Genomic DNA, 21,092 nt, shown 5'->3' on the forward strand with positions numbered 1-21,092 from the left:
AGCGGGGATAAACCGTTCTTCACCTCCCGGGGGATTGCCGTGGACGAGTGTTCCCCGCGCGAGCGGGGATAAACCGTTATCTATCCTCAGTGCTGTCCAGCGCAAAACGTGTTCCCCGCGCGAGCGGGGATAAACCGCACTACGGCGGCAACTATACCGGCGCAGGCCTGTGTTCCCCGCGTCAGCGGGGATTAACCAGACTTCTCATGGCTTGGTCTGCATAGCAGAACAGGCTATACTGGTCAAAAGGTCAGCAGGATACAGAGTAAGACACTATGACAACAAAACTGTCCCCTATCGTGTCAGAGTTTGAAACGCAGGAACAGGCAGACAGCTATGATCGCTGGTTCCGTGCCAAAGTTGAAGCTGCGATGAACAGCACCAAACCCAGAATCCCTCATGATGAAGTGATGGCGGGTGCATGGAAAATTGTCGAAGAGGCTAAAGCAAAAAGGAAACAGGCCTAATGCTGCCGGTCAAATGGACTGACGATGCTAAAACCGCGCTCTACGCATTAATCAGATTTATTGCCGAACAAAACGCTTTCGCTGCAGAGTCTTTACTGCATCGCATTGAAGACTCAATTCTCCCGGCAACAGACCATCCCTATATTTTTCGCCCGGGCAGAGTTCTTGGTACACGAGAAATTTTCGCTCACCCTAACTATATCGTTGTATACCGAGTACTGGCCGATTGTATTGAAGTACTTGATGTCTTGCACGCCCGTCAGGAATATCCTTAATTTCTACAAATAATAGATATTAACTTCATACATGGAGAAAGATGGAAATGGAAATTTCGCTATCATCAAGTAATAAACGATAAAGGGAGTTATCGTGAGGCCAAGCGATAGTGCTACATATATGCGATATTGGGGAAAGGCTCGTAAACCCGATAGTGACTCTGGTGATGATTACCACCTGTTAGTGTATCACTGTCTTGATGTTGCAGCCTGTGGCTATCAGTTAGTCATGGAGAATAGATATCATTCCGCTGATATCTTAAGAGCGTTAGGGTTTTCACGCCAGGATGCTGCCAGTTGGTTTGCCTATTTTTTAACGATGCATGATATCGGTAAATTTGCTCGCGGCTTCCAGCAACTTTACCAACACCCTGCTTTAGTTCCACCCGCTGGCAAGAATTATACAGCACGTCATGACTCTTTGGGATTCTGGCTGTGGAACGAACATATACAGAAGCGTTGGTTGGAGGATGACATCTCGCTGTTTCCTGGGGCAGAAAATAAAAAACAGTGGAGAAATAGCCTGCATATTTGGCTGCAAATTGTCACTGGTCATCACGGTATTCCGCCTGATGCTTCAGTGAGAGGATCTCTAGCATTTACCCCTGAAGACTTACAAGCGGCAGAACTGTATTTGCATGATGTACGAGAAATATTCCAATGGACTACATTCCCTCAACAATTTTCCGATAAAGAATGGCGTAAGAATTTAAAAAAACAGAGCTGGGCTCTAGCAGGGTTATCAGTACTATCTGACTGGCTGGGTTCTAACCAACATTATTTCCCTTTTACTGCTGCCGTAATGCCATTACCAGAATATTGGTTACATGCGCAGCAGAGAGCGCAAACCGCTATTGCGGCTTTACCTGTATCTGCTGTTGTCAGCAATTTCAATGGGCATAAAGATCTGTTTCCGTTTATTCATCAACTGACACCACTGCAGCAACTTGCCTGTGATTTGGAAATTGATGTTGCTGGTGCCCAGTTGATGATTTTGGAGGATGTCACCGGTGCCGGGAAAACGGAAGCTGCACTGATTTTAGCACACCGTTTAATGGCTCAGACGCAGGCTGATGGTCTTTATGTTGGGCTCCCCACAATGGCGACCGCTAATGCCATGTATCAGCGCCTTGCTGATGCTTATCGCGCTCTGTTTCAACCACAAACGCGTCCTTCATTGGTATTGGCTCATGGTGCTAGCAAAATGTCGGAGGCATTCAACCAATCGGTCTGGCAGGCTGACAATGAGGGGCAGGGGCATTATGGGCAAACAGAATCGAGTGCCAGTAGTGAATGCAATATCTGGTTTGCTGACTCGCGTAAGAAAGCGTTATTAGCGGAAGTTGGCGTGGGGACATTAGATCAACTGCTGATGGCCGTAATGCCGTTTCGTTACCAGTCGCTACGATTGGTTGGGATATTTAACAAAGTCCTGATACTTGATGAAGTGCATGCCTACGACAGTTACATGGTGCGGTTGCTGGAAGGGCTATTGTCTTGCCATGCAGCACAAGGTGGGAGCGCTATTATTTTAAGTGCAACCCTGCCTCTTGATCTCCGGGAAAAGTTGCTAAGAGCATTCGCCAGAGGTGCTGAACGTGAAGTACCAGTATTAGATCCGCAAGCGGGTTACCCCTGGTTTTCTTATTTAGGCAGCAGTGGTTTGAATGAAATGCCGGTAGCAACCCGTGAAGAAGTAAAACGTTGTGTGCAAGTAAACTGGCTGACACAGTTGGATGAAGCCATTGTCATGATTGAACAAGCGGTAAAAGAGCAGCGCTGTATATGTTGGATACGTAACAGCGTTGATGACGCCATTCTGGTTTTTCGTCAATTGCAAGAGCGTGGCAATATCCCATCAGAAAACCTGCTGTTATTTCATAGTCGTTTCGCTTTTATCGATCGAATGCAGATTGAGCAGAATGCGTTGAACTGGTTTGGTAAACATGCGCAACCTGATTTACGGCGTGGCAAAGTATTAATTGCCACCCAAGTAATTGAACAAAGCTTGGATATCGATCTGGATATTATGCTCACCGATTTGGCTCCTATAGATTTGCTTATTCAGCGTGCGGGGCGTTTGCAGCGCCATATTCGTGACAGTGGTGGCCAATGTAAATCAGCATTACCTGATGAGCGGCCAGCCCCCGTATTATCAATTCTGGCTCCCGAATGGCAACCCGAGGCCACTGCGGGCTGGTTGGGCGACACCTTGCGTAATACCGGTTATGTTTATGCCGATCATGCCTGCTTATGGCGTACTCAGGCGGTATTGCGCGAGTTGGGTGCCATTATCATGCCCGAACAGGCCAGGACGATGGTAGAAAGCGTCTACGCCGAGGTGCTGGATGCACCCACAGAACTGGTGGATATCTCAAATAAAGTATTGGGTAAATTGATGAGCAACCGGGCGGCTGCCGGGCAAAGTCTTTTATCTTTGGATAAAGGGTACGATCGCCGGGCTAGCGATACGCTCTGGAGCGATGCTGTCGATATATCCACTCGCCTGAGTGAGCCTTCTCTTGATATCTATCTTGCTTACCGCAAAGGCGGTGAGATCGTACCTTATGCCGATGTTGATGACTTCCCATGGGAAAAAAGCCGCCTTCAGGTGCGTGAAAGCTGGTGGCGTCAGCATTGTAAAGCATTGCCGCAGCTAGCAGAGGATGAACTGGAGCGTTTTAAAACGCAGAACCATGTATTTGCAGGAATAGTGCTATTACTGGAGCGTGAGGCCAGTTATTACAGTAAAACGCAGGGGCTTTTGGGTTAATCCCCGCTGACGCGGGGAACGGTTTTTTTTGAATCAGCAATAGGTTTATCCCCGCTGACGCGGGGAGCGCATGTTTTAGCGCCGACAGGCTAGTGTATTGATAAAATCCTGACAAGAATAAAATAAATTATGGTTTATTCTAAATCTGCAATCTTGTAATTATTTTACACCATGTATTGTGTGGTTATAGCAGGGATACTGAAATGGACCCCGTTAATACAGGTTACGAGAATTGGTCGATAAAGGTCAGGTCAGAACACCCTGTAAAAAAGCGACTATCACTCTGAAAGGTAAGAAAAACTAGCATACGGCCCCAGGGAAGGGGCAACAATATGGAGGTTGTGATGTTTTCACTTGTGAAAGAACCTTGGTTACCGGTCATTAACAAAGCCGGGCAGCATCAGAAGATTTCTCCACTGCAGTTAGCCGATGATGACATCATCGATCTTGCTTATCCCCGTGCTGATTTTCAGGGGGCAGCCTATCAGTTCTTGATTGGCTTGTTACAGACCACCTATGCGCCAGAAGATGAAGAGGATTGGGAAGAGATTTGGGAGCATGGATTTGACACCCAATTATGGCCACAGGCATTAGCGATGGTGGAATGCGCCATGCAGTTCGGCCCAGAGAAACCGGCCTTTTTGCAGGACTTCACCACGTTGGAAACCGACCACTCGCCAATTTCTGGCCTGTTCATTGATTCCCCTGGCGGTAATACGCTCAAACTCAACAAAGATCATTTCGTTAAACGCAGTTATTACCAACATATCTGCCCCCACTGTGCCGCAATGGCCCTGTTCACGGTGCAAACCAATTCTCCGGCGGCTGGCGCGGGGTTTCGTACCAGCATGCGCGGTGGCGGGCCGATGACCACGCTGATGATGCCGCAAAACGCCAATCGCCCGTTGTGGCAAAAGCTCTGGCTTAACGTAATCCCGCAGGAAAAACGGCCAACAGCGGCAGATTTACCGCTAATTTTCCCTTGGCTTGTGGCAACCCGTTCCAGTGAAAAGGCTGGCAATAGCGTAACGCCGGAAAACTCCCATCCGCTACAGGCTTATTGGGGGATGCCACGGCGTGTTGAGATCGACTTTAGCCAAATTGAACCAGGTTATTGCGATATTTGTGGCGAGGAAAATGCTGCCTTGCTGACGCAAATACGCAATAAAAATTATGGCGTACAGTATGACGGATGGATACATCCGTTATCCCCCTACCGTCAGGCTTTGAAGGATGGCTCTCCGCTGCTGGCATTAAAAGGGCAGCCGGGTGGCTTAGCTTACAAGGATTGGCTCGGTTTGGTGTTAGGCGGCGAGGATAAATTCAACCGGACTCTACCGGCTAAAGTGGTGCAGGAACAAATCATCACCGGGCGCAGGGTTAGAGAGAAAACCGGTCTCTGGTGCTTTGGTTATGATATGGACAATGCGAAGGCGCGTTGCTGGTATCAGCATCGTTTGCCGCTGCTGGTGGCGACCACAACAGATGCCCCTGTTTTGGTAGAGACGATCGAGTTAGTGATTAGCTTGGCTTCTGGTGGTTTATCGTTATTACGCATGGCACTGAAAGAAGCCTGGTTTAATACGCCAAAAGAGGCTAAAGGAGATTTCAGCGCCGTTGATATTGCCTATTGGCAGGAAACCGAGGGTTATTTCCGCACTCTATTACCCTATTTAGTGCAGGATCCCCATCGGCAGTTACCGCAGACCTGTGACGCGTTGCTGAGTTGGAGCACGGCGTTATATCAGCATATCTTCGGCATGTTTGATACCAAAACCCTTGCCAACCCTGATTCTGCACCAGAACTCCTGCGTGTTCTCAGCGCACGACGTCGGCTGGATAAAGAGTACAACAAACAAAAAGTGTTGAAGGAACTCAAATCGTTGATGGTGATCAGCAAGGAGGTACAAGATGCTTGATAGCAATACAAGTCAGGAATTGGTCATTTACAGCCAGGCCGCTAAAGATATCGTGAATGGGTGGTTTAATGACTTACAGCAGCGTGACCATAGTAAACCTTTTAATGGGCGCGTTTGGCGTGCCGAATTACGGCGTGCGAAAAGTATTTATCAGGTTATTACCACTCAAGGCTACCGTGCTTTACTCAATAAACTGGAGAAGGTGCTGGAAGTTAAGCAGAGCGATATTTTAGCTCTGGCGATCTTTGCATCAGTAGCAGCACATGCACGGCGCATCAACAATCAGCGGAGCTTTGCGGCACAATTGGGGGCGGATTTAAAAGGGAAACCCTGCCTTTCATCATTACGTTTTAATCGCTTACTACAGGCTAGGCAGCCTGAAGAGTTATGCGCACAATTAATCCGGGCAGTAAAGCTGCGTGGTGATGAAGGGGTAAATATCACCTCTTTAGCCGATGGTATTCTCCTTTGGATGCAAGAGTGGCACGCTCGCCAAGGGCATCAGGCTTTAGAAATCAACCCGTTTAAACGTAATGATGTTCGTTGGTCGAGCGAATATTTAATGGCCGCGGAAAAAAATTAGCTATCAATAAGGATATTAAAATGACGACATTTATTCAGATCCATTTATTAACTGCCTATGCACCGGCTAATTTAAACCGTGACGATACTGGGCGCCCGAAAACAGCGATTATGGGTGGGATGGAGCGCCTGCGTGTCTCTTCTCAAAGCCTGAAACGCGCGTGGCGTATTTCTGAAAAATTTGAACAGGCATTAAGTGGCAATATCGGTGTGCGCACTCGCCGTTTAGGCCGAGAGGTTTATCAAAAGCTGCTGGATAAAGCAGTGGCTGAGAAATTAGCGTTGGCTATTGCAACTAAAATAGCAGGGCAGTTCGGTAAGCTTAAAAATGAAAAAGATCCCAAAGATAAACTGGTCAATCTGGATATTGAGCAACTGGTGCATATCAGCCCGGATGAGCAGCAACAGATCAATCAGTTGGTCGCGCTGTTAGCAGAGGAAGGCAGAGAGCCGCAGGAAGATGAATTAAAACTGTTACGGGCGCAGGCCAGCGGTGTTGACATCGCGCTATTCGGTAGAATGCTGGCGTCAACGCCGGGTTTTAATGTTGAAGCCGCCTGCCAGGTAGCTCACGCTATAGGTGTGAGTGCTGTCACCATTGAGGAGGATTTCTTTACTGCGGTGGATGATTTAAACCGCAAAGAAGAGGACGCCGGTTCGGCACATATGGGGGAGCAGGGCTTTGCTTCCGCGTTGTTTTACAGCTATATCTGCATCAGCCGCGATCTGCTATTAAAAAATCTCAATGGCGATGAAGAATTGGTTAAACGTACGCTAAGGGCGTTGGCCGAAACGGCCATCACGGTATCGCCCACGGGCAAACAAAACAGTTTTGCTTCACGTGCTTATGCTTCTTATGTGTTGGCTGAGATTGGGGCACAACAGCCGCGCTCTCTTGCGGTAGCATTTTTTAATCCGGTGCGCAGTGATAATCAGGTTGCTGAGGCCATTCACTGCTTAGCAGAACAATATAAGAAATTCGATCATGCCTATGGTGCATGTGCAGATCGCCGCTACGTGATAAATGTGGAGTCTGGAGAAGGGTCATTATCGGAACTGTTGGATTTTATCGGCCAATAAGGAGATTGTATGTCCCGTTATCTATTATTCCAGCTGTACGCACCCTTGGCATCCTGGGGGGCGGCGGCAGTTGGCGAGGTCAGACATACCGAGGTGATTCCAACGCGCTCGGCGTTGTTAGGATTACTGGCGGCGGCTTTAGGGATCACCAGAGAGCAGGAAGAGCGCCTGAATCAATTTAATCAGCATTATCATCTCGCCGTGTTGCCGCTGTCCTCACGGGAACAGTGGTTGCGTGATTACCATACGATTGATGTTCCGAGGGAAAATAAAAAGCGTATTTATTACACCCGGCGTGATGAGTTAACTATCATGCCCGACGATATAGGGACAATGCTTTCATCCCGAGAATATCGTTGTGACGCTTATTATTTGATTGCGGTAAGTCAAACGCTAAATGCACCGGAAACGTTGGAAATCTTGGCTCAGGCATTAGCGAGGCCCATATTTCCTTTATATTTGGGGCGAAAGTCTTGCCCTTTGGCGTTGCCATTGTCGCCGAAGATCGTCGAAGGGAATTTGGTGGAGGTATTTCGTGAGGCTGAAGAGCATTTAGAAGAGGATTTAGCATTACTCTTCCATGAAAAAAACTCAGCGGCTATTTGTTACTGGGAAGGGGATGAGGAACAAATGGAACTTATTGAGTCACATCAGCGTTATGATCAACCTATTAGCCGCAAGCGTTGGCAATTCGCCACAAGAATACAGCATTGTGGTAAATATGGGAGGAACGAGTAATGTTTCTTTCACGCGTTACGTTAGATTTGCGCAGGCTAAATGCTGCGATGATGCAAAAGTGGTTAAGTGCTGAGCAGCCCTATGCCTGTCATCAGTGGTTGTGGCAATTATTCCCGCAAGACCAGCAGAGAAATTACCTCTTCCGTCAGGAGTATTCTGCGGCACAAGGGTTATTTTACGTGTTGTCTAAAAATAAACCGCGACAAGACCATAATCTACTGAACGTTGAAACCAAACCTTTTTCTCCACAGATAAATGAAGGAATGCACCTGAGTTTTTGTTTACGGGCTAATCCGGTGGTTACCCGTAATAATAAACGCAGTGATGTATTGATGGATGCTAAGTTTCACGCCAAAAAACAGGGTGTTCCAGCAGAAAAATGGTGGGAGTTGCAAGAGCAAGCGGCTCAGGAATGGTTAGTGAAGCAAGGGGTACAACGAGGATTTGGCCTTGTTCCCAATATGAATAATTTATCCAATGTTGTTGCCCATCAGCAGCAAAGGTTTATTCGCCATGAAGGGCAAAACCCCATCACTTTTAGTTGGGTAGATTATTCTGGCTTTTTGAAGGTTACTGAGCCTGAGACATTTTTGAACATGCTTTGCAGTGGATTAGGGAAAAGTAAGTCACTCGGCTGCGGTTTATTCATGATCAAGCGAGGATAAGTCAATGAGCTATGTACCTCTGAATCCTATCCCGCTGAAAGACCGCACTTCAATGATATTTCTGCAATATGGCCAGATAGATGTCGTTGATGGTGCGTTCGTTCTGATAGATAAAACCGGTATTCGTACCCATATTCCGTTGGGGTCTATTGCTTGTATTATGCTTGAGCCGGGTACTCGAGTTTCACATGCTGCGGTGAGGCTTGCTGCAGTAACCGGAACATTGCTCGTTTGGGTGGGGGAAGCAGGGGTACGGATGTATGCCAGCGGGCAACCCGGCGGAGCGCGTTCCGATCGCTTGTTATATCAGGCAAAGTTGGCACTGGATGAAGAATTGCGCCTGAAAGTGGTACGTAAAATGTTTGAATTACGTTTTGGTGAGCCTGCACCGAGTCGACGTTCAGTAGAACAGTTACGTGGTATTGAAGGTGCTCGTGTCAAACAAACTTACGTGTTGTTGGCTCAGCGTTATGGGGTGAAATGGAACGGGCGACGTTACGATCCAAAAGATTGGGAAAAGGGAGATATTGTTAATCGGTGTATTAGTGCAGCAACTTCTTGCTTATATGGCATCACCGAAGCAGCGGTATTGGCAGCAGGTTATGCCCCAGCCATTGGTTTTGTTCATACCGGTAAACCATTGTCATTTGTCTATGATATTGCAGATATTATTAAGTTCGAAGGTGTCGTCCCTAAAGCTTTTGAAATCGCAGCTCAGCATCCTATCACTCCTGATAAAACAGTCCGTTTAGCTTGTCGGGACATTTTCCGCAGCCAGAAAACGTTGGCGCGGCTGATCCCTCTCATTGAGGAGGTACTTTCTGCTGGCGAGATTGAGGTGCCAAAACCCTACGAAGATGCACAACCCCCAGCGATACCAGAGCCTGCGTCTTTAGGAGATATTGGTCACAGGAGTCACAGCTAATGGGAATGTTAGTCGTGGTAACTGAAAATGTACCACCGCGTTTGCGCGGGCGGCTTGCTGTATGGTTATTGGAAATCAGAGCAGGTGTCTATGTTGGCGATACTTCGCGAAAAGTGAGAGAAATGATCTGGCAACAGATCACCTTGTTGGCTGATGCAGGTAACGTCGTAATGGCTTGGGCTGCAAATAGTGAGTCTGGTTTCGATTTTCAAACTTGGGGGGAAAACCGACGTATGCCGGTAGAACTGGATGGATTAAGATTGGTGTCTTTTTTACCATCGTAAAATCAATGAGTTAACGTTCTTTAAAAAATGAGGAAAGTTGGTAGATTTTAATGTGTCTAAAAAAGTATTATAAAACAGTAATATAGTTTTAGAGTGTTCCCCGCGCCAGCGGGGATAAACCGTCAGAGGCACTATATGGGTTAAGAACACGCCAGTGTTCCCCGCGCCAGCGGGGATAAACCGCGCTGACCGTCTTTCGTGCCACGGACAACACCGTGTTCCCCGCGCCAGCGGGGATAAACCGCTTTTAACGTGCGGATATCAGGCTTCGGTAGAGTGTTCCCCGCGCCAGCGGGGATAAACCGACTCAAATTCATCTTCTGTCATTACAAATTTTGTGTTCCCCGCGCCAGCGGGGATAAACCGGCATTGCTGCACATCAAATGTGCCATCTATCAGTGTTCCCCGCGCCAGCGGGGATAAACCGGCCGCCACCAAGATAGCCGGATGTCACCATATGTGTTCCCCGCGCCAGCGGGGATAAACCGATTAACGGGGTGACGGGTTACCGGTTTAATCCGTGTTCCCCGCGCCAGCGGGGATAAACCGCTGGTGCTTACCGTCTTCGCTCAGTGCGTCAAGTGTTCCCCGCGCCAGCGGGGATAAACCGGATAAATCGGGCCAGTCGTCCAGTACCACCAAGTGTTCCCCGCGCCAGCGGGGATAAACCGTTTTGCAAAAATCTAGCGAGTAGATCAAAAAAGTGTTCCCCGCGCCAGCGGGGATAAACCGTACAGGCGAACATGTAGTTCGTCACTGCCGAAGTGTTCCCCGCGCCAGCGGGGATAAACCGCCTGTTCACCTGGACAGGTAGCCAGACTATCAGTGTTCCCCGCGCCAGCGGGGATAAACCGCCTGATACTGATGTCAGAATGTACCCAGTGCCGTGTTCCCCGCGCCAGCGGGGATAAACCGAAAATGGACTGGATCGGCAATGAGCAGTTCGCGTGTTCCCCGCGCCAGCGGGGATAAACCGCACATGCTCTTCATCGCGAATGTCCGCGAATAGTGTTCCCCGCGCCAGCGGGGATAAACCGCAGTTCCGCGATCTGTACACCAAAAAACGCATGTGTTCCCCGCGCCAGCGGGGATAAACCGCCACCGTTTCGCGCTGAATCGGCCAGGCGGCAGTGTTCCCCGCGCCAGCGGGGATAAACCGGTATTTGCTAAAAACAACCTTTCCGCATTTATGTGTTCCCCGCGCCAGCGGGGATAAACCGGCCCAGGGTGACATTAAGGAAGGGGTAACCATGTGTTCCCCGCGCCAGCGGGGATAAACCGCGGAGACATGATCCGCGAGAATGTCGAGCGCTGTGTTCCCCGCGCCAGCGGGGATAAACCGGGCTCGGCATGGTATGCATCAAACTTTTTACCGTGTTCCCCGCGCCAGCGGGGATAAACCGGGCTCGGCATGGTATGCATCAAACTTTTTACCGTGTTCCCCGCGCCAGCGGGGATAAACCGCGCACGCGTGTATTCATCGCGTGGTATGTCGTGTGTTCCCCGCGCCAGCGGGGATAAACCGGGCCAGTTCATCGCTGGCCCATGATTTGAAGGGTGTTCCCCGCGCCAGCGGGGATAAACCGGTGACGTTTTTCACCAATTTCATGCTCTACCCGTGTTCCCCGCGCCAGCGGGGATAAACCGCGTTCCTGCGACGCTGCTAAAACTGACTATTAGTGTTCCCCGCGCCAGCGGGGATAAACCGCCCGTGCGCGTGGCATTCCTACGATGGGCACCGTGTTCCCCGCGCCAGCGGGGATAAACCGGCGATGGCAGATATCTACGCCGCCCGGTCAGGGTGTTCCCCGCGCCAGCGGGGATAAACCGCAGAAAAAATACATCACCCCGGAAGAGGCATTGTGTTCCCCGCGCCAGCGGGGATAAACCGTTTCATATTGCTTACACCGTCTGCCGCGAGTGGTGTTCCCCGCGCCAGCGGGGATAAACCGGATGGACATGCGAAACAAAAAAGATTTGGTCAGTGTTCCCCGCGCCAGCGGGGATAAACCGGAACCATAAACCCAGGCGACGATGTTTTTGTCGTGTTCCCCGCGCCAGCGGGGATAAACCGCCATGCAAATGGAGGGGGTAACCATGCCTGCTGTGTTCCCCGCGCCAGCGGGGATAAACCGGTTGTGCCCCCAGGTTCTACGCCTCAATCTACGTGTTCCCCGCGCCAGCGGGGATAAACCGTTTAAACATCGTGGAATATGCGATAAACCCGTGTGTTCCCCGCGCTAGTGGGGATAAACCGGTACCACGCAGAACGCCAAAAAACGTACCAGCGGGAATAATCTCTATGCTGCCGCACAGGCAGTTTATAAAAAGGCCGGTTACCAAGCCTTGTAAAGAGCATATTTATCGCCACAGATCCCAAACTATAATCAGGTGCGCAATAAGTATTACTCCCCCCAAAAAGGCCCATTTTCCACCGAATCCCGGACCAGCAACTCCGAGGTGAACATGTTGTCTTTGGACAAATACCCGCCGTCGAGCATGGAAACCAGCCGGTCGATCACTTCATTCATCATCGCGCTGACCGGGTCCTTAACGCTGGAAAGTGCCGGGATCAGGTACGGTGCGGTAGGGATATTATCGAAACCGATCACCGAGACTTGATGGGGCACGGCAATCGCCGCCTGGTTTAATTGCTTGATAACACCAACGGCCATATCGTCATTACTGGCGAGCACCGCACTAAAGGTTATTTTATCGTTCAGCAAAGATTCTACCGCTGCGGCACCGCTGGCTGGCGTCCACTTCCCTTTGATGATCAGGTTATCCTGCATAGCAATAGCATGTTGATTTAACGCTTCTTTATAACCAGAAAGCCGCTCAATGGCGGTGGGTGAATCCAGTGAGCCGGTGATAAAAGCGATATCGCGGTGGCCCCGTTCAATCAGGTATCGAGTCGCGTTAAAGCTGGCACCTTTATGGTCGCAGCAAATACAGTGGCTTTGGTGTTTCCTCAGCCTTCTGTTCACCACCATAATCGGCTGTTTATGCTGCTCGATGATGTCGTCCATCACATCGATGGTTAAGAAGCGTGGGTAGATGATGATGGCATCGCAGCGCAAATCGAGCAGGAATTGAATCGCTGCCTGTTCTTCTTCGGCGCTGTGTTTGCCATCCACCAGAATCAGCTGGCGACCATTGTCTTCCAGTTTTTGCGCCGCCTGGGAAAGCAGCTCGCTGAAATAACTGCCGTTGTAGAGCGTATTGGTCACTACCAGGCCAATACATTGCGATTTATTGGTGGCCAGATTTCTCGCCAGCAGATTGGGGCGATACCCCGCTTCTTCGATGGCTTTGTATACCTGATCTTTCGTTGCTTCGCTGACGTATCCTTTGCCGGAAAGAACACGTGAAACAGTGGCTTTAGAGACGCCTGCTTTCTTGGCCACTTCCTGCATGGTAGACATAGGTATTTCCTGGCTTTTTGACAATGACGTACATTCTATACTCTAAATAATTCAAGTTGCATGTAGGCGGCCAGTCCGAGAGTCGCTAGGAGCATAGATAACTATGCGACTGGTGCGAACGGACGCAGCCAACACCCATGCGACTTGAAGTATGACGAGTATATACCCAAAAAAAAGCAGGTACAGCCAAAGGCGATACCTGCTTGATTATCTGCCGGATGATCTCGGTGCTTTATAACGCCAAATCGACCACGATACGTCCTTCTATTTTACCAGCGTGCATGCGGGCAAAAATATCGTTGATGTTGCTCAGGGGCTCAACGCTGATATTTGCCGCCACTTTATTCCGCCCGGCAAAATCGAGGGCTTCCTGTAGATCTTTGCGGGTGCCGACAATTGAACCGCGCACGGTAATGCCGTCCAGCACCATATTGAAAATCGACAGGTCAAAGGTGCCCGGAGGCAGCCCGTTCAACACCATGGTGCCGCCGCGGCGTAGGGTGCCGATGGCCTGCTCGAAGGCTTTTGGCGAGACGGCTGTTACCAGCACGCCGTGTGCGCCGCCGAAGCTTTCATGGAATACCTTGGCCGGATCGACCTGCTTGGCATTCGCCACCACGCTGGCCCCTAAACGCTTGGCAAACGCCAGTTTGTCATCGTCGATGTCCACCGCCGCCACGTTCAGCCCCATGGCAACCGCATACTGAATCGCCATATGGCCGAGCCCGCCAATACCCGAAACCACCACCCAGTCACCCGGTTTGGTTTCGGTCATTTTCAGGCCTTTATAGACCGTGACGCCAGCGCAGAGAATTGGCGCGATCTCGTGGTATTCAACGTTATCTGGCAGGATGCCGACATAGTTAGCGTCCGCAAGGCAATATTCCGCGAAGCTGCCATTCACCGAATAACCGGCATTTTGCTGCGAGTGGCACAGGGTTTCCCAACTGTCCAGGCAGTGTTCGCAGTGGCCACAGGCGGAGTACAGCCAGGGTACTCCTACCCGATCCCCTTCCTTGATATGCTTTACGCCTTCGCCCACCGCCACCACATAGCCCACGCCTTCATGGCCGGGAATGAACGGTGGCTGTGGCTTGACCGGCCAGTCACCTTCGGCGGCGTGCAAGTCGGTATGGCAAACGCCGGTGGCAACAATCTTCACTAACAGCTGGCCCGGCCCGGCTTTCGGGATCGGCACCTGTTCAATCACCAACGGTTCTCCAAACGCTTTAACCACCGCGGCTTTCATTGTATTCATCTTTCAATCCTTAAAAGTAGAATGGGCTTAGAACAAACCTAAGGGGGCTGTGCTATAGCTGACCAGCAGGTTTTTAGTTTGTTGGTACTGGTTTAACGCCATCTTGTGCGTTTCACGGCCAACGCCCGATTGCTTATAACCACCAAATGCCGCATGGGCCGGATAGACGTGATAACAGTTGGTCCAGACGCGGCCCGCTTTGATGCTGCGCCCCATGCGGTAAGCCAGGTTGGTATCACGGGTCCAGACGCCGGCACCCAAGCCGAATTGGGTTTCGTTGGCGATAGCCAGCGCTTCTGCTTCGTCTTTGAAGGTGGTGATGCCGATTACCGGGCCAAAAATCTCTTCCTGGAAACAACGCATCTGGTTGCTCCCTTTGATCAGCGTGGGTTGAATATAGAAGCCGTTATCCAGCGCAGGCGTGATGCTGGCTTTCCCGCCGCCGGTCAGGATTTGCCCCCCTTCATTACGGGCGATATCGATATAGGAGAGGATTTTGTCAAACTGCTGCTGAGAAGCCTGTGCGCCGATCATGGTGTCGGTATCCAGCGGATCGCCACGGCGGATGTTTTTAACTTTTGCCATCACGCGCTCCATAAAGGGGGCGTAAATGGACTCATGGATCAGGGCGCGCGACGGGCAGGTACAGACTTCACCCTGGTTAAAGAAGCCGAGCACCAGGCCTTCAACCGCTTTCTCGATAAACTCCGGTTCGGCGTCCATCACATCGGCAAAATAGATGTTCGGTGATTTACCGCCCAGCTCGACGGTACAAGGAATAATATTCTCCGCCGCACAGGCCATAATGTGGCGGCCAACCGGCGTTGAACCGGTGAAGGCAATTTTGGCGATACGTTTGCTGGTCGCCAGCGCTTCACCCGCCTCGCGGCCGTAGCCCTGCACCACGTTGAGCACGCCTGCGGGGAACAGATCGCCGATCAGCTCCATCAGCAGCGTAATGGCCAGCGGCGTCTGCTCCGCTGGTTTCAGCACCACGCAGTTGCCCGCCGCCAAGGCCGGAGCCAGCTTCCACGCTGCCATTAACAGAGGGAAGTTCCAAGGGATAATCTGGCCTACCACACCCAAGGGTTCATGGAAGTGATAGGCAACGGTATGTTCATCGATCTCGGCCGCGCTACCTTCCTGTGCTCGCAGGCAACCGGCAAAATAACGGAAGTGATCGATCGCCAGCGGCAGGTCGGCGTTCAGGGTTTCACGAATCGGTTTCCCGTTATCCCAGCTTTCTGCAACCGCGAGATATTCCAGATTGGCTTCAATACGATCGGCCACCCGCAACAGCAGCGTGGAACGATGCTGCACGCTGGTTTTTCCCCAGGCGTCAGCGGCCAGGTGTGCGGCATCCAATGCAGCATTAATATCCTGGGCATCGGAGCGAGGGAACTGCGCAATGTCACTGCCATTCACAGGCGAAGTGTTCATAAAATATTGGCCACCGAGCGGTTCTACGAATTTGCCACCAATGTAGTTGCCGTAAGCCGCTTTGAAAGAAACCAATGAATCCGGCGTGCCGGGATGTGCGTAACGCATCGCAAACTCCTTATGTAGGGTATCGCTATCAGAGTGTGGCAACCGCTACGGGCATATTGCGGTTGCGCTATGACTATTGCAGCCGCCGTGCCATTCTTTTCATGATGGCCGTTTAAAGTGAAATTTTATTTAAAATCAGTAAATTAAAATCAACTGACTTGCTAGGGCTACGTAGCAAAAGGGAAGAATCTGCCATTTGTGTTGCAAATCGCAACACCGATAGAACGTAATGGATACAATATTGCAACACTTCTAGGCAGAGATGAGGTCACCAATGCGGGGAAATTCGTCAGCCATCAGCACAGCCATCACCGTCGATACGCCGTTGCTTAATGACTCCTGGTTGCGCAGCGAACTCTATGGCTTAAGCCGTATTGCCGATGATTTCCCGCGTCTTCGTCAGGCAGAACTGGCTGACGTGCTGGCGAGTAACGCCGCGTTGCAGCAATTTGCCCATCCCACGGTTAAAGCCTTGGCAGAAAAAATCGCCGATAAGCAATCCGTCGTGGTTCTTTCCGACGCCAGCGGCCTGATACTGAACACCTTCGGTGATATGCGGGCACTGCAAAAGGCCCAACGCTTTGCGCTGGCACCCGGCAACCTGTGGAGCGAATGTGGCCGTGGCACCAATGCCATCGGCACGGCGCTGGCGATTGATGATGGCTGTGAAATTTTTGCCCATCAGCACTATCTCACCTGCAATCAGGGGTTGTACTGCGCCGCCATGACGCTGCAAGCGCCCAATGGGCAGATTGCTGGCGTGCTGGATATTTCCGGGCCAGCGCATTATCCCCACCCCTATACGCTGGCCTGGATCAAAGAAGCCGCGCAGCAGATTGAATCGCTGTGGGTGAAGCAGAGTCTGCAACCGGATCAGTGGCTGATGAGCCTGCATCCACAGGTGCAGGGGATTGATAGCGCTGCGGAGATGCTGCTGGTTTTCTCAGGCAACGTGCTGATGGCGGCGAACCGTTTGGCTATGCGTGAGCTGCAACTGAGCGCCGATCGTTTTGGCTCACTCACCTTCCAGCAGCTTTTTCCTTATGGCGAGCAGCAAGCCAACAGCGTTCCGCAGCCGATCCTCACTCATCACCAGCAGCGCTATTTTTGCCGCCTGCGCGCACCGGCCCGCACCCACGTTGCGGTAGCCTCGGTTGCCGCGCCCGATGTTTCACTTTCCCTGCCTGATAACACTCATAAACTGGTACGGCTGTTGAATGCGGGGGTGTCTCTGTGTATTCACGGTGAAACGGGCAGCGGCAAAGAGTACGTCAGCCGGGCGCTGCATCAGCAAAGCCAGTGGCGAGAGGGGAAATTTGTGGCTATTAACTGCGCGGCGATCCCAGAACCGCTGATTGAGTCGGAGCTGTTTGGCTATCAGCCGGGGGCGTTTACCGGGGCTAACAAGAACGGCTATATCGGCAAGATCCGCGAAGCGGACGGCGGCGTGCTGTTTCTGGATGAAATTGGCGATATGCCATTAGCGCTGCAAACCCGCCTGCTGCGGGTGTTGCAGGAAAAAGAGGTGGCACCGCTGGGTTCCAGCCGCAGTTGGCCGGTCAACTTTACGGTTATCTCTGCCACTCACCGGGATCTCAATCAACGGGTAGCCGAAGGCGAGTTCCGCGAAGATCTGCTCTACCGGTTACAGGAGTTTTCCCTGACGCTGCCCCCGCTGCGTGAATGGCCCTCTTTACCGGTTTTTATCACGCAACTGTGGCAGGAGCTGGGCGGTGTGGAGCGCGGTATCCAACTCGCCCCTGCACTGCTGCAAACGTTGGCAAATTACGATTGGCCGGGCAACGTGCGTGAACTAAGAAGCGTGCTCAAGGTGCTGCTCGCTCTGGCGGATGACCATGAGGTGCTGAACTGCGAAGCTTTGCCAGAAAAATACCGGCCTAAACAGGTTCCGCCCCAGGTTGCCCTGCATCAGCATGATGACCGGGTGATTGCAGCAACCCTTGAACGCTATAACGGTAACGTCAGTAAAGCGGCTCAGGCGCTAGGTATCGCCCGCAGCACGCTGTATCGACGCGCCGCCCGAGAAAAGCGCTAACCTTCTTCGGCCCCGCTCACGCCGTTGAGCGGGGTACCCACCTTGCATCACCGCTTCAATTAGATCACCTTCACAAAACAGACAATAAAAAAAATTATAAATTGATATTTAACCGCAATGTTTTCACTCTTATGTGGAACCGGTTACCTATCTATGAGAGTAGTCCTCATGTCAAAGAATTATGCGGCGGTATCAAGATCGATAGTGGATGCAGTTGGGGGGGCGAGTAACGTCGCGGTGGTGACGCATTGCATGACGCGCTTACGCTTTGTGCTTAACGACGATAGCGTGGTTGATAGCGCAAAACTCAAGGCCATCAGCGGTGTGTTGGGCGTGGTGAGAAGCGAAAACCAGTGCCAGGTGATCATTGGCAATACGGTTTCACAAGCCTATGCCGAAGTGCTGAAACTGCTGCCAGAAGGGGCGGTAGCCCAGCGGCCTGCGCCAGAAAAAAACAAAATCACTCTGAAACGCATTGGGGCAGGGATCCTGGACGCGCTGATCGGCACCATGTCGCCGCTGATCCCGGCGATCATCGGCGGATCGATGGTGAAATTGCTCGCCATGATCCTGAATATGACCGGCGTCTTCGGCAAAGACTCCTCAACGCTGATTATTCTCAACGTGATCGGCGATGGCGCATTCTTCTTCCTGCCGGTGATGGTGGCCGCTTCCGCCGCCATAAAATTCAAAACCAACCTGTCGCTGGCGATCGCCATTGCCGGGGTGCTGGTGCATCCGACCTTTATCGATCTGATGGCCAAAGCCGCGCAGGGCCAGCAGGTTGAATTTATCGGCCTACCGGTCACCGCGGTGAAGTACACCTACACGGTGATCCCGGCATTGTTCATGACCTGGCTGCTCTCTTACATTGAAAAATGGATCGATCGCATCACGCCAGCCGTGACCAAAAACTTCCTCAAACCGATGCTGATTGTGCTGGTTTCGGCACCGATCGCCATCCTGCTGGTTGGGCCGTTGGGCATCTGGATCGGTAGCGGGATTTCGGCGCTGGTCTACACCATTCATAGCTATCTGGGCTGGTTATCCGTCGCCATTATGGGCGGGCTGTGGCCGTTGCTGGTGATGACCGGGATGCACCGCGTGTTCACCCCAACCATTATTCAGACCATTGCGGAAACCGGCAAAGAGGGCATGGTCATGCCGTCAGAAATTGGTGCCAATCTTTCACTGGGCGGCTCATCGCTGGCGGTGGCCTGGCGTACCAAAAACCCGGAACTGCGCCAGACGGCGCTGGCCGCAGCGGCATCCGCCATTGTTGCCGGTATTTCTGAACCGGCGCTTTACGGCGTGGCAATACGCTTGAAACGCCCGCTGATCGCGGCGTTGATCAGCGGCTTTGTCTGCGGCGGCGTGGCCGGAGTAGCAGGATTGGCAAGCCACTCGATGGCCTCGCCAGGTCTGTTCACCAGCGTGCAGTTTTTCGATCCGGCCAACCCGATGACTATCGTCTGGGTATTTGGCGTGATGATCCTGGCGATCGTACTTTCCTTCGTCCTCACGCTGCTGATGGGGTTTGAAGACATTCCCGTCACCGAAGAGGCGGAAAGCGAAAAAGCCAAACCTGCATCCGAGTTGTCTGTAACTAATTAACAAGAGGTATCTTATGTCAGCATCTGTTTTCCCCGCAGATTTTTTATGGGGTGGTGCTCTCGCTGCCAACCAGGCCGAAGGCGCTTATCTTGCAGGCGGCAAAGGGCTGACCACGGTGGATATGATCCCTCACGGTAAAGATCGGCTGGCGGTCAAACTGGGCCAGGAAAAACGCTTTGCCCTGCGTGAAGATGAGTTCTACCCGAGCCACCAGGGCATCGATTTTTATCATCGTTATAAAGACGATATCGCCCTAATGGCGGAAATGGGCTTCAGCGTATTTCGTACCTCGATCGCCTGGAGCCGTATTTTCCCCAACGGCGATGAAACCGTGCCGAATGCCGAGGGCATTGCCTTCTACCGCGATGTGTTCGCCGAATGCAAAAAACACGGCATTGAACCGCTGGTGACGCTGTGCCATTTCGATGTGCCGATGCATTTGGTGCGCGAATACGGCTCGTGGCGCAACCGGCAAATGGTGGGTTTTTTCACCCATTACGCCCGCACCTGCTTTGAAGCGTTCGATGGGCTGGTGAAATACTGGCTGACGTTCAATGAAATCAACATCCTGCTGCACAGCCCGTTCTCCGGCGCGGGCCTGGTATTCGAACCGGGCGATAATCAAGAGCAAGTGAAATATCAGGCCGCGCACCACGAACTGTTGGCGAGCGCGTTGGTAACGAAAATTGCTCACGAGGTTAACCCGCACAATCAGGTCGGCTGCATGCTGGCCGGTGGCAATTTCTACCCTTGGTCGTGCAAACCGGAAGACGTGTGGGCCGCGCTGGAAAAAGACCGCGAAAACCTGTTCTTTATCGACGTTCAGGCGCGCGGAGCTTACCCTTCGTACACCCAGCGCCTGTTCAGGGAAAAAGGCATCGCCGTCGAAATGGAACCGGGCGACGCGGAGATCCTCAAAAACAGCGTCGATTTTGTCTCGTTCAGCTATTACGCCTCACGCTGTGCCTCGGCAGAGATGAACGAGCACAACAGCAGCGCCGCCAACGTGGTTAAATCGCTGAAAAACCCGCATATCCAGGCCAGCGATTGGGGCTGGGGGATCGATCCTCTGGGCCTGCGTATCACCATGAACATGATGTATGACCGCTACCAGAAACCGCTGTTCCTGGTGGAAAACGGCTTGGGTGCGAAAGACGAAATCAACGAACAAGGTGAAATTGACGACGACTACCGCATCAGCTATTTGCGCGAGCATATTAAAGCAATGGCGGATGCGATCAGCGACGGTATTCCGGTGATGGGTTATACCTCCTGGGGCTGCATCGATCTGGTTTCTGCTTCTACCGGGGAAATGAGCAAACGCTATGGCTTTGTCTATGTCGATCGTGACGATCAAGGGAATGGCAGCTTAGCCAGAACCAGAAAGAAATCGTTTTACTGGTATAAGAAGGTTATTGCCAGTAATGGTGCGGATTTAAGCTGATAAAGAAAGGGAATATTGGTTTTAGGCGATATTCCCTTT

Annotated in this window: 16 protein-coding genes and 2 CRISPR repeat arrays (1 of these 18 running past the window's edge); of the genes, 13 read left to right on the top strand and 3 right to left on the bottom strand. The window is 51.6% G+C overall.

From position 1 onward, the window contains the following. Positions 1–198: a CRISPR direct-repeat array (repeat unit 29 nt; unit sequence GTGTTCCCCGCGCGAGCGGGGATAAACCG); it begins 258 nt to the left of the window's first position. A gap of 77 nt (positions 199–275) precedes the next feature. The 10 genes from relB to cas2e all read left to right on the top strand — a co-directional run bounded on the left by relB (position 276) and on the right by cas2e (position 9,708). Further along, a complete protein-coding gene (gene relB / locus AC2A1E_RS18735) occupies positions 276–467 on the top strand; it encodes a type II toxin-antitoxin system RelB family antitoxin (protein WP_484384998.1) in 192 nt (63 codons plus the stop codon). Further along, on the top strand, positions 467–742 hold the full coding sequence (locus AC2A1E_RS18740; protein ID WP_484384999.1) for a type II toxin-antitoxin system RelE/ParE family toxin: 276 nt from the start codon (positions 467–469) through the stop codon (positions 740–742). The genes relB and AC2A1E_RS18740 overlap by 1 nt, the downstream gene beginning before the upstream one ends. 121 nt (positions 743–863) lie before the next feature. Further along, complete coding sequence (cas3, locus tag AC2A1E_RS18745; RefSeq protein WP_484385029.1) at positions 864–3,515, top strand: CRISPR-associated helicase Cas3'; 2,652 nt, start codon at positions 864–866, stop codon at positions 3,513–3,515. Positions 3,516–3,859: 344 nt separating this feature from the next. Further along, positions 3,860–5,434: a type I-E CRISPR-associated protein Cse1/CasA gene (casA, locus tag AC2A1E_RS18750; RefSeq protein WP_484385000.1), complete on the top strand. Its 1,575-nt coding sequence runs from the start codon at positions 3,860–3,862 to the stop codon at positions 5,432–5,434. Further along, positions 5,427–6,017, top strand: coding sequence for a type I-E CRISPR-associated protein Cse2/CasB (gene casB, locus AC2A1E_RS18755; protein WP_484385001.1), 591 nt, complete (start codon positions 5,427–5,429; stop codon positions 6,015–6,017). The genes casA and casB overlap by 8 nt, the downstream gene beginning before the upstream one ends. A gap of 20 nt (positions 6,018–6,037) precedes the next feature. Next, positions 6,038–7,096: a type I-E CRISPR-associated protein Cas7/Cse4/CasC gene (gene cas7e / locus AC2A1E_RS18760; RefSeq protein WP_484385030.1), complete on the top strand. Its 1,059-nt coding sequence runs from the start codon at positions 6,038–6,040 to the stop codon at positions 7,094–7,096. 9 nt (positions 7,097–7,105) lie between these two features. Beyond that, on the top strand, positions 7,106–7,834 hold the full coding sequence (gene cas5e, locus AC2A1E_RS18765) for a type I-E CRISPR-associated protein Cas5/CasD (protein WP_484385002.1): 729 nt from the start codon (positions 7,106–7,108) through the stop codon (positions 7,832–7,834). After that, a complete protein-coding gene (cas6e, locus tag AC2A1E_RS18770) occupies positions 7,834–8,499 on the top strand; it encodes a type I-E CRISPR-associated protein Cas6/Cse3/CasE (RefSeq protein WP_484385003.1) in 666 nt (221 codons plus the stop codon). Before cas5e ends, cas6e begins: the two co-directional genes overlap by 1 nt. A 4-nt stretch (positions 8,500–8,503) precedes the next feature. Next, complete coding sequence (cas1e, locus tag AC2A1E_RS18775) at positions 8,504–9,424, top strand: type I-E CRISPR-associated endonuclease Cas1e (protein ID WP_484385004.1); 921 nt, start codon at positions 8,504–8,506, stop codon at positions 9,422–9,424. Beyond that, positions 9,424–9,708: a type I-E CRISPR-associated endoribonuclease Cas2e gene (gene cas2e, locus AC2A1E_RS18780; RefSeq protein WP_484385005.1), complete on the top strand. Its 285-nt coding sequence runs from the start codon at positions 9,424–9,426 to the stop codon at positions 9,706–9,708. The genes cas1e and cas2e overlap by 1 nt, the downstream gene beginning before the upstream one ends. A gap of 93 nt (positions 9,709–9,801) precedes the next feature. Then, a CRISPR array of direct repeats spans positions 9,802–11,965; the repeat unit is 29 nt; unit sequence GTGTTCCCCGCGCCAGCGGGGATAAACCG. 148 nt (positions 11,966–12,113) lie between these two features. Here cas2e and AC2A1E_RS18785 read toward each other — a convergent pair. The 3 genes from AC2A1E_RS18785 to exaC form a co-directional block, all read right to left on the bottom strand. After that, positions 12,114–13,133 (bottom strand): LacI family DNA-binding transcriptional regulator, encoded by a 1,020-nt coding sequence (locus AC2A1E_RS18785; RefSeq protein WP_484385006.1) that lies wholly within the window; start codon positions 13,131–13,133, stop codon positions 12,114–12,116. A 232-nt stretch (positions 13,134–13,365) separates the two neighbouring features. Continuing rightward, positions 13,366–14,391: an alcohol dehydrogenase AdhP gene (adhP, locus tag AC2A1E_RS18790; protein WP_484385007.1), complete on the bottom strand. Its 1,026-nt coding sequence runs from the start codon at positions 14,389–14,391 to the stop codon at positions 13,366–13,368. Between the two features lie 27 nt (positions 14,392–14,418). After that, positions 14,419–15,939: an acetaldehyde dehydrogenase ExaC gene (exaC, locus tag AC2A1E_RS18795; RefSeq protein ID WP_484385008.1), complete on the bottom strand. Its 1,521-nt coding sequence runs from the start codon at positions 15,937–15,939 to the stop codon at positions 14,419–14,421. Between the two features lie 274 nt (positions 15,940–16,213). Between exaC and AC2A1E_RS18800 the strand changes: the two genes are divergently transcribed. The 3 genes from AC2A1E_RS18800 to AC2A1E_RS18810 all read left to right on the top strand — a co-directional run bounded on the left by AC2A1E_RS18800 (position 16,214) and on the right by AC2A1E_RS18810 (position 21,053). After that, positions 16,214–17,995 (top strand): sigma-54-dependent Fis family transcriptional regulator, encoded by a 1,782-nt coding sequence (locus AC2A1E_RS18800; protein WP_484385009.1) that lies wholly within the window; start codon positions 16,214–16,216, stop codon positions 17,993–17,995. A gap of 168 nt (positions 17,996–18,163) precedes the next feature. Next, positions 18,164–19,609, top strand: coding sequence for a PTS cellobiose/arbutin/salicin transporter subunit IIBC (gene ascF, locus AC2A1E_RS18805; protein ID WP_484385010.1), 1,446 nt, complete (start codon positions 18,164–18,166; stop codon positions 19,607–19,609). 13 nt (positions 19,610–19,622) lie between these two features. Further along, the gene (locus AC2A1E_RS18810; protein ID WP_484385011.1) at positions 19,623–21,053 is read left to right on the top strand and encodes a 6-phospho-beta-glucosidase; all 1,431 of its coding nucleotides are present in this window, start codon (positions 19,623–19,625) and stop codon (positions 21,051–21,053) included. Positions 21,054–21,092: the final 39 nt, after the last annotated feature.

It is taken from the genome of Serratia sp. HNCC26DJ206, assembly GCF_057180605.1.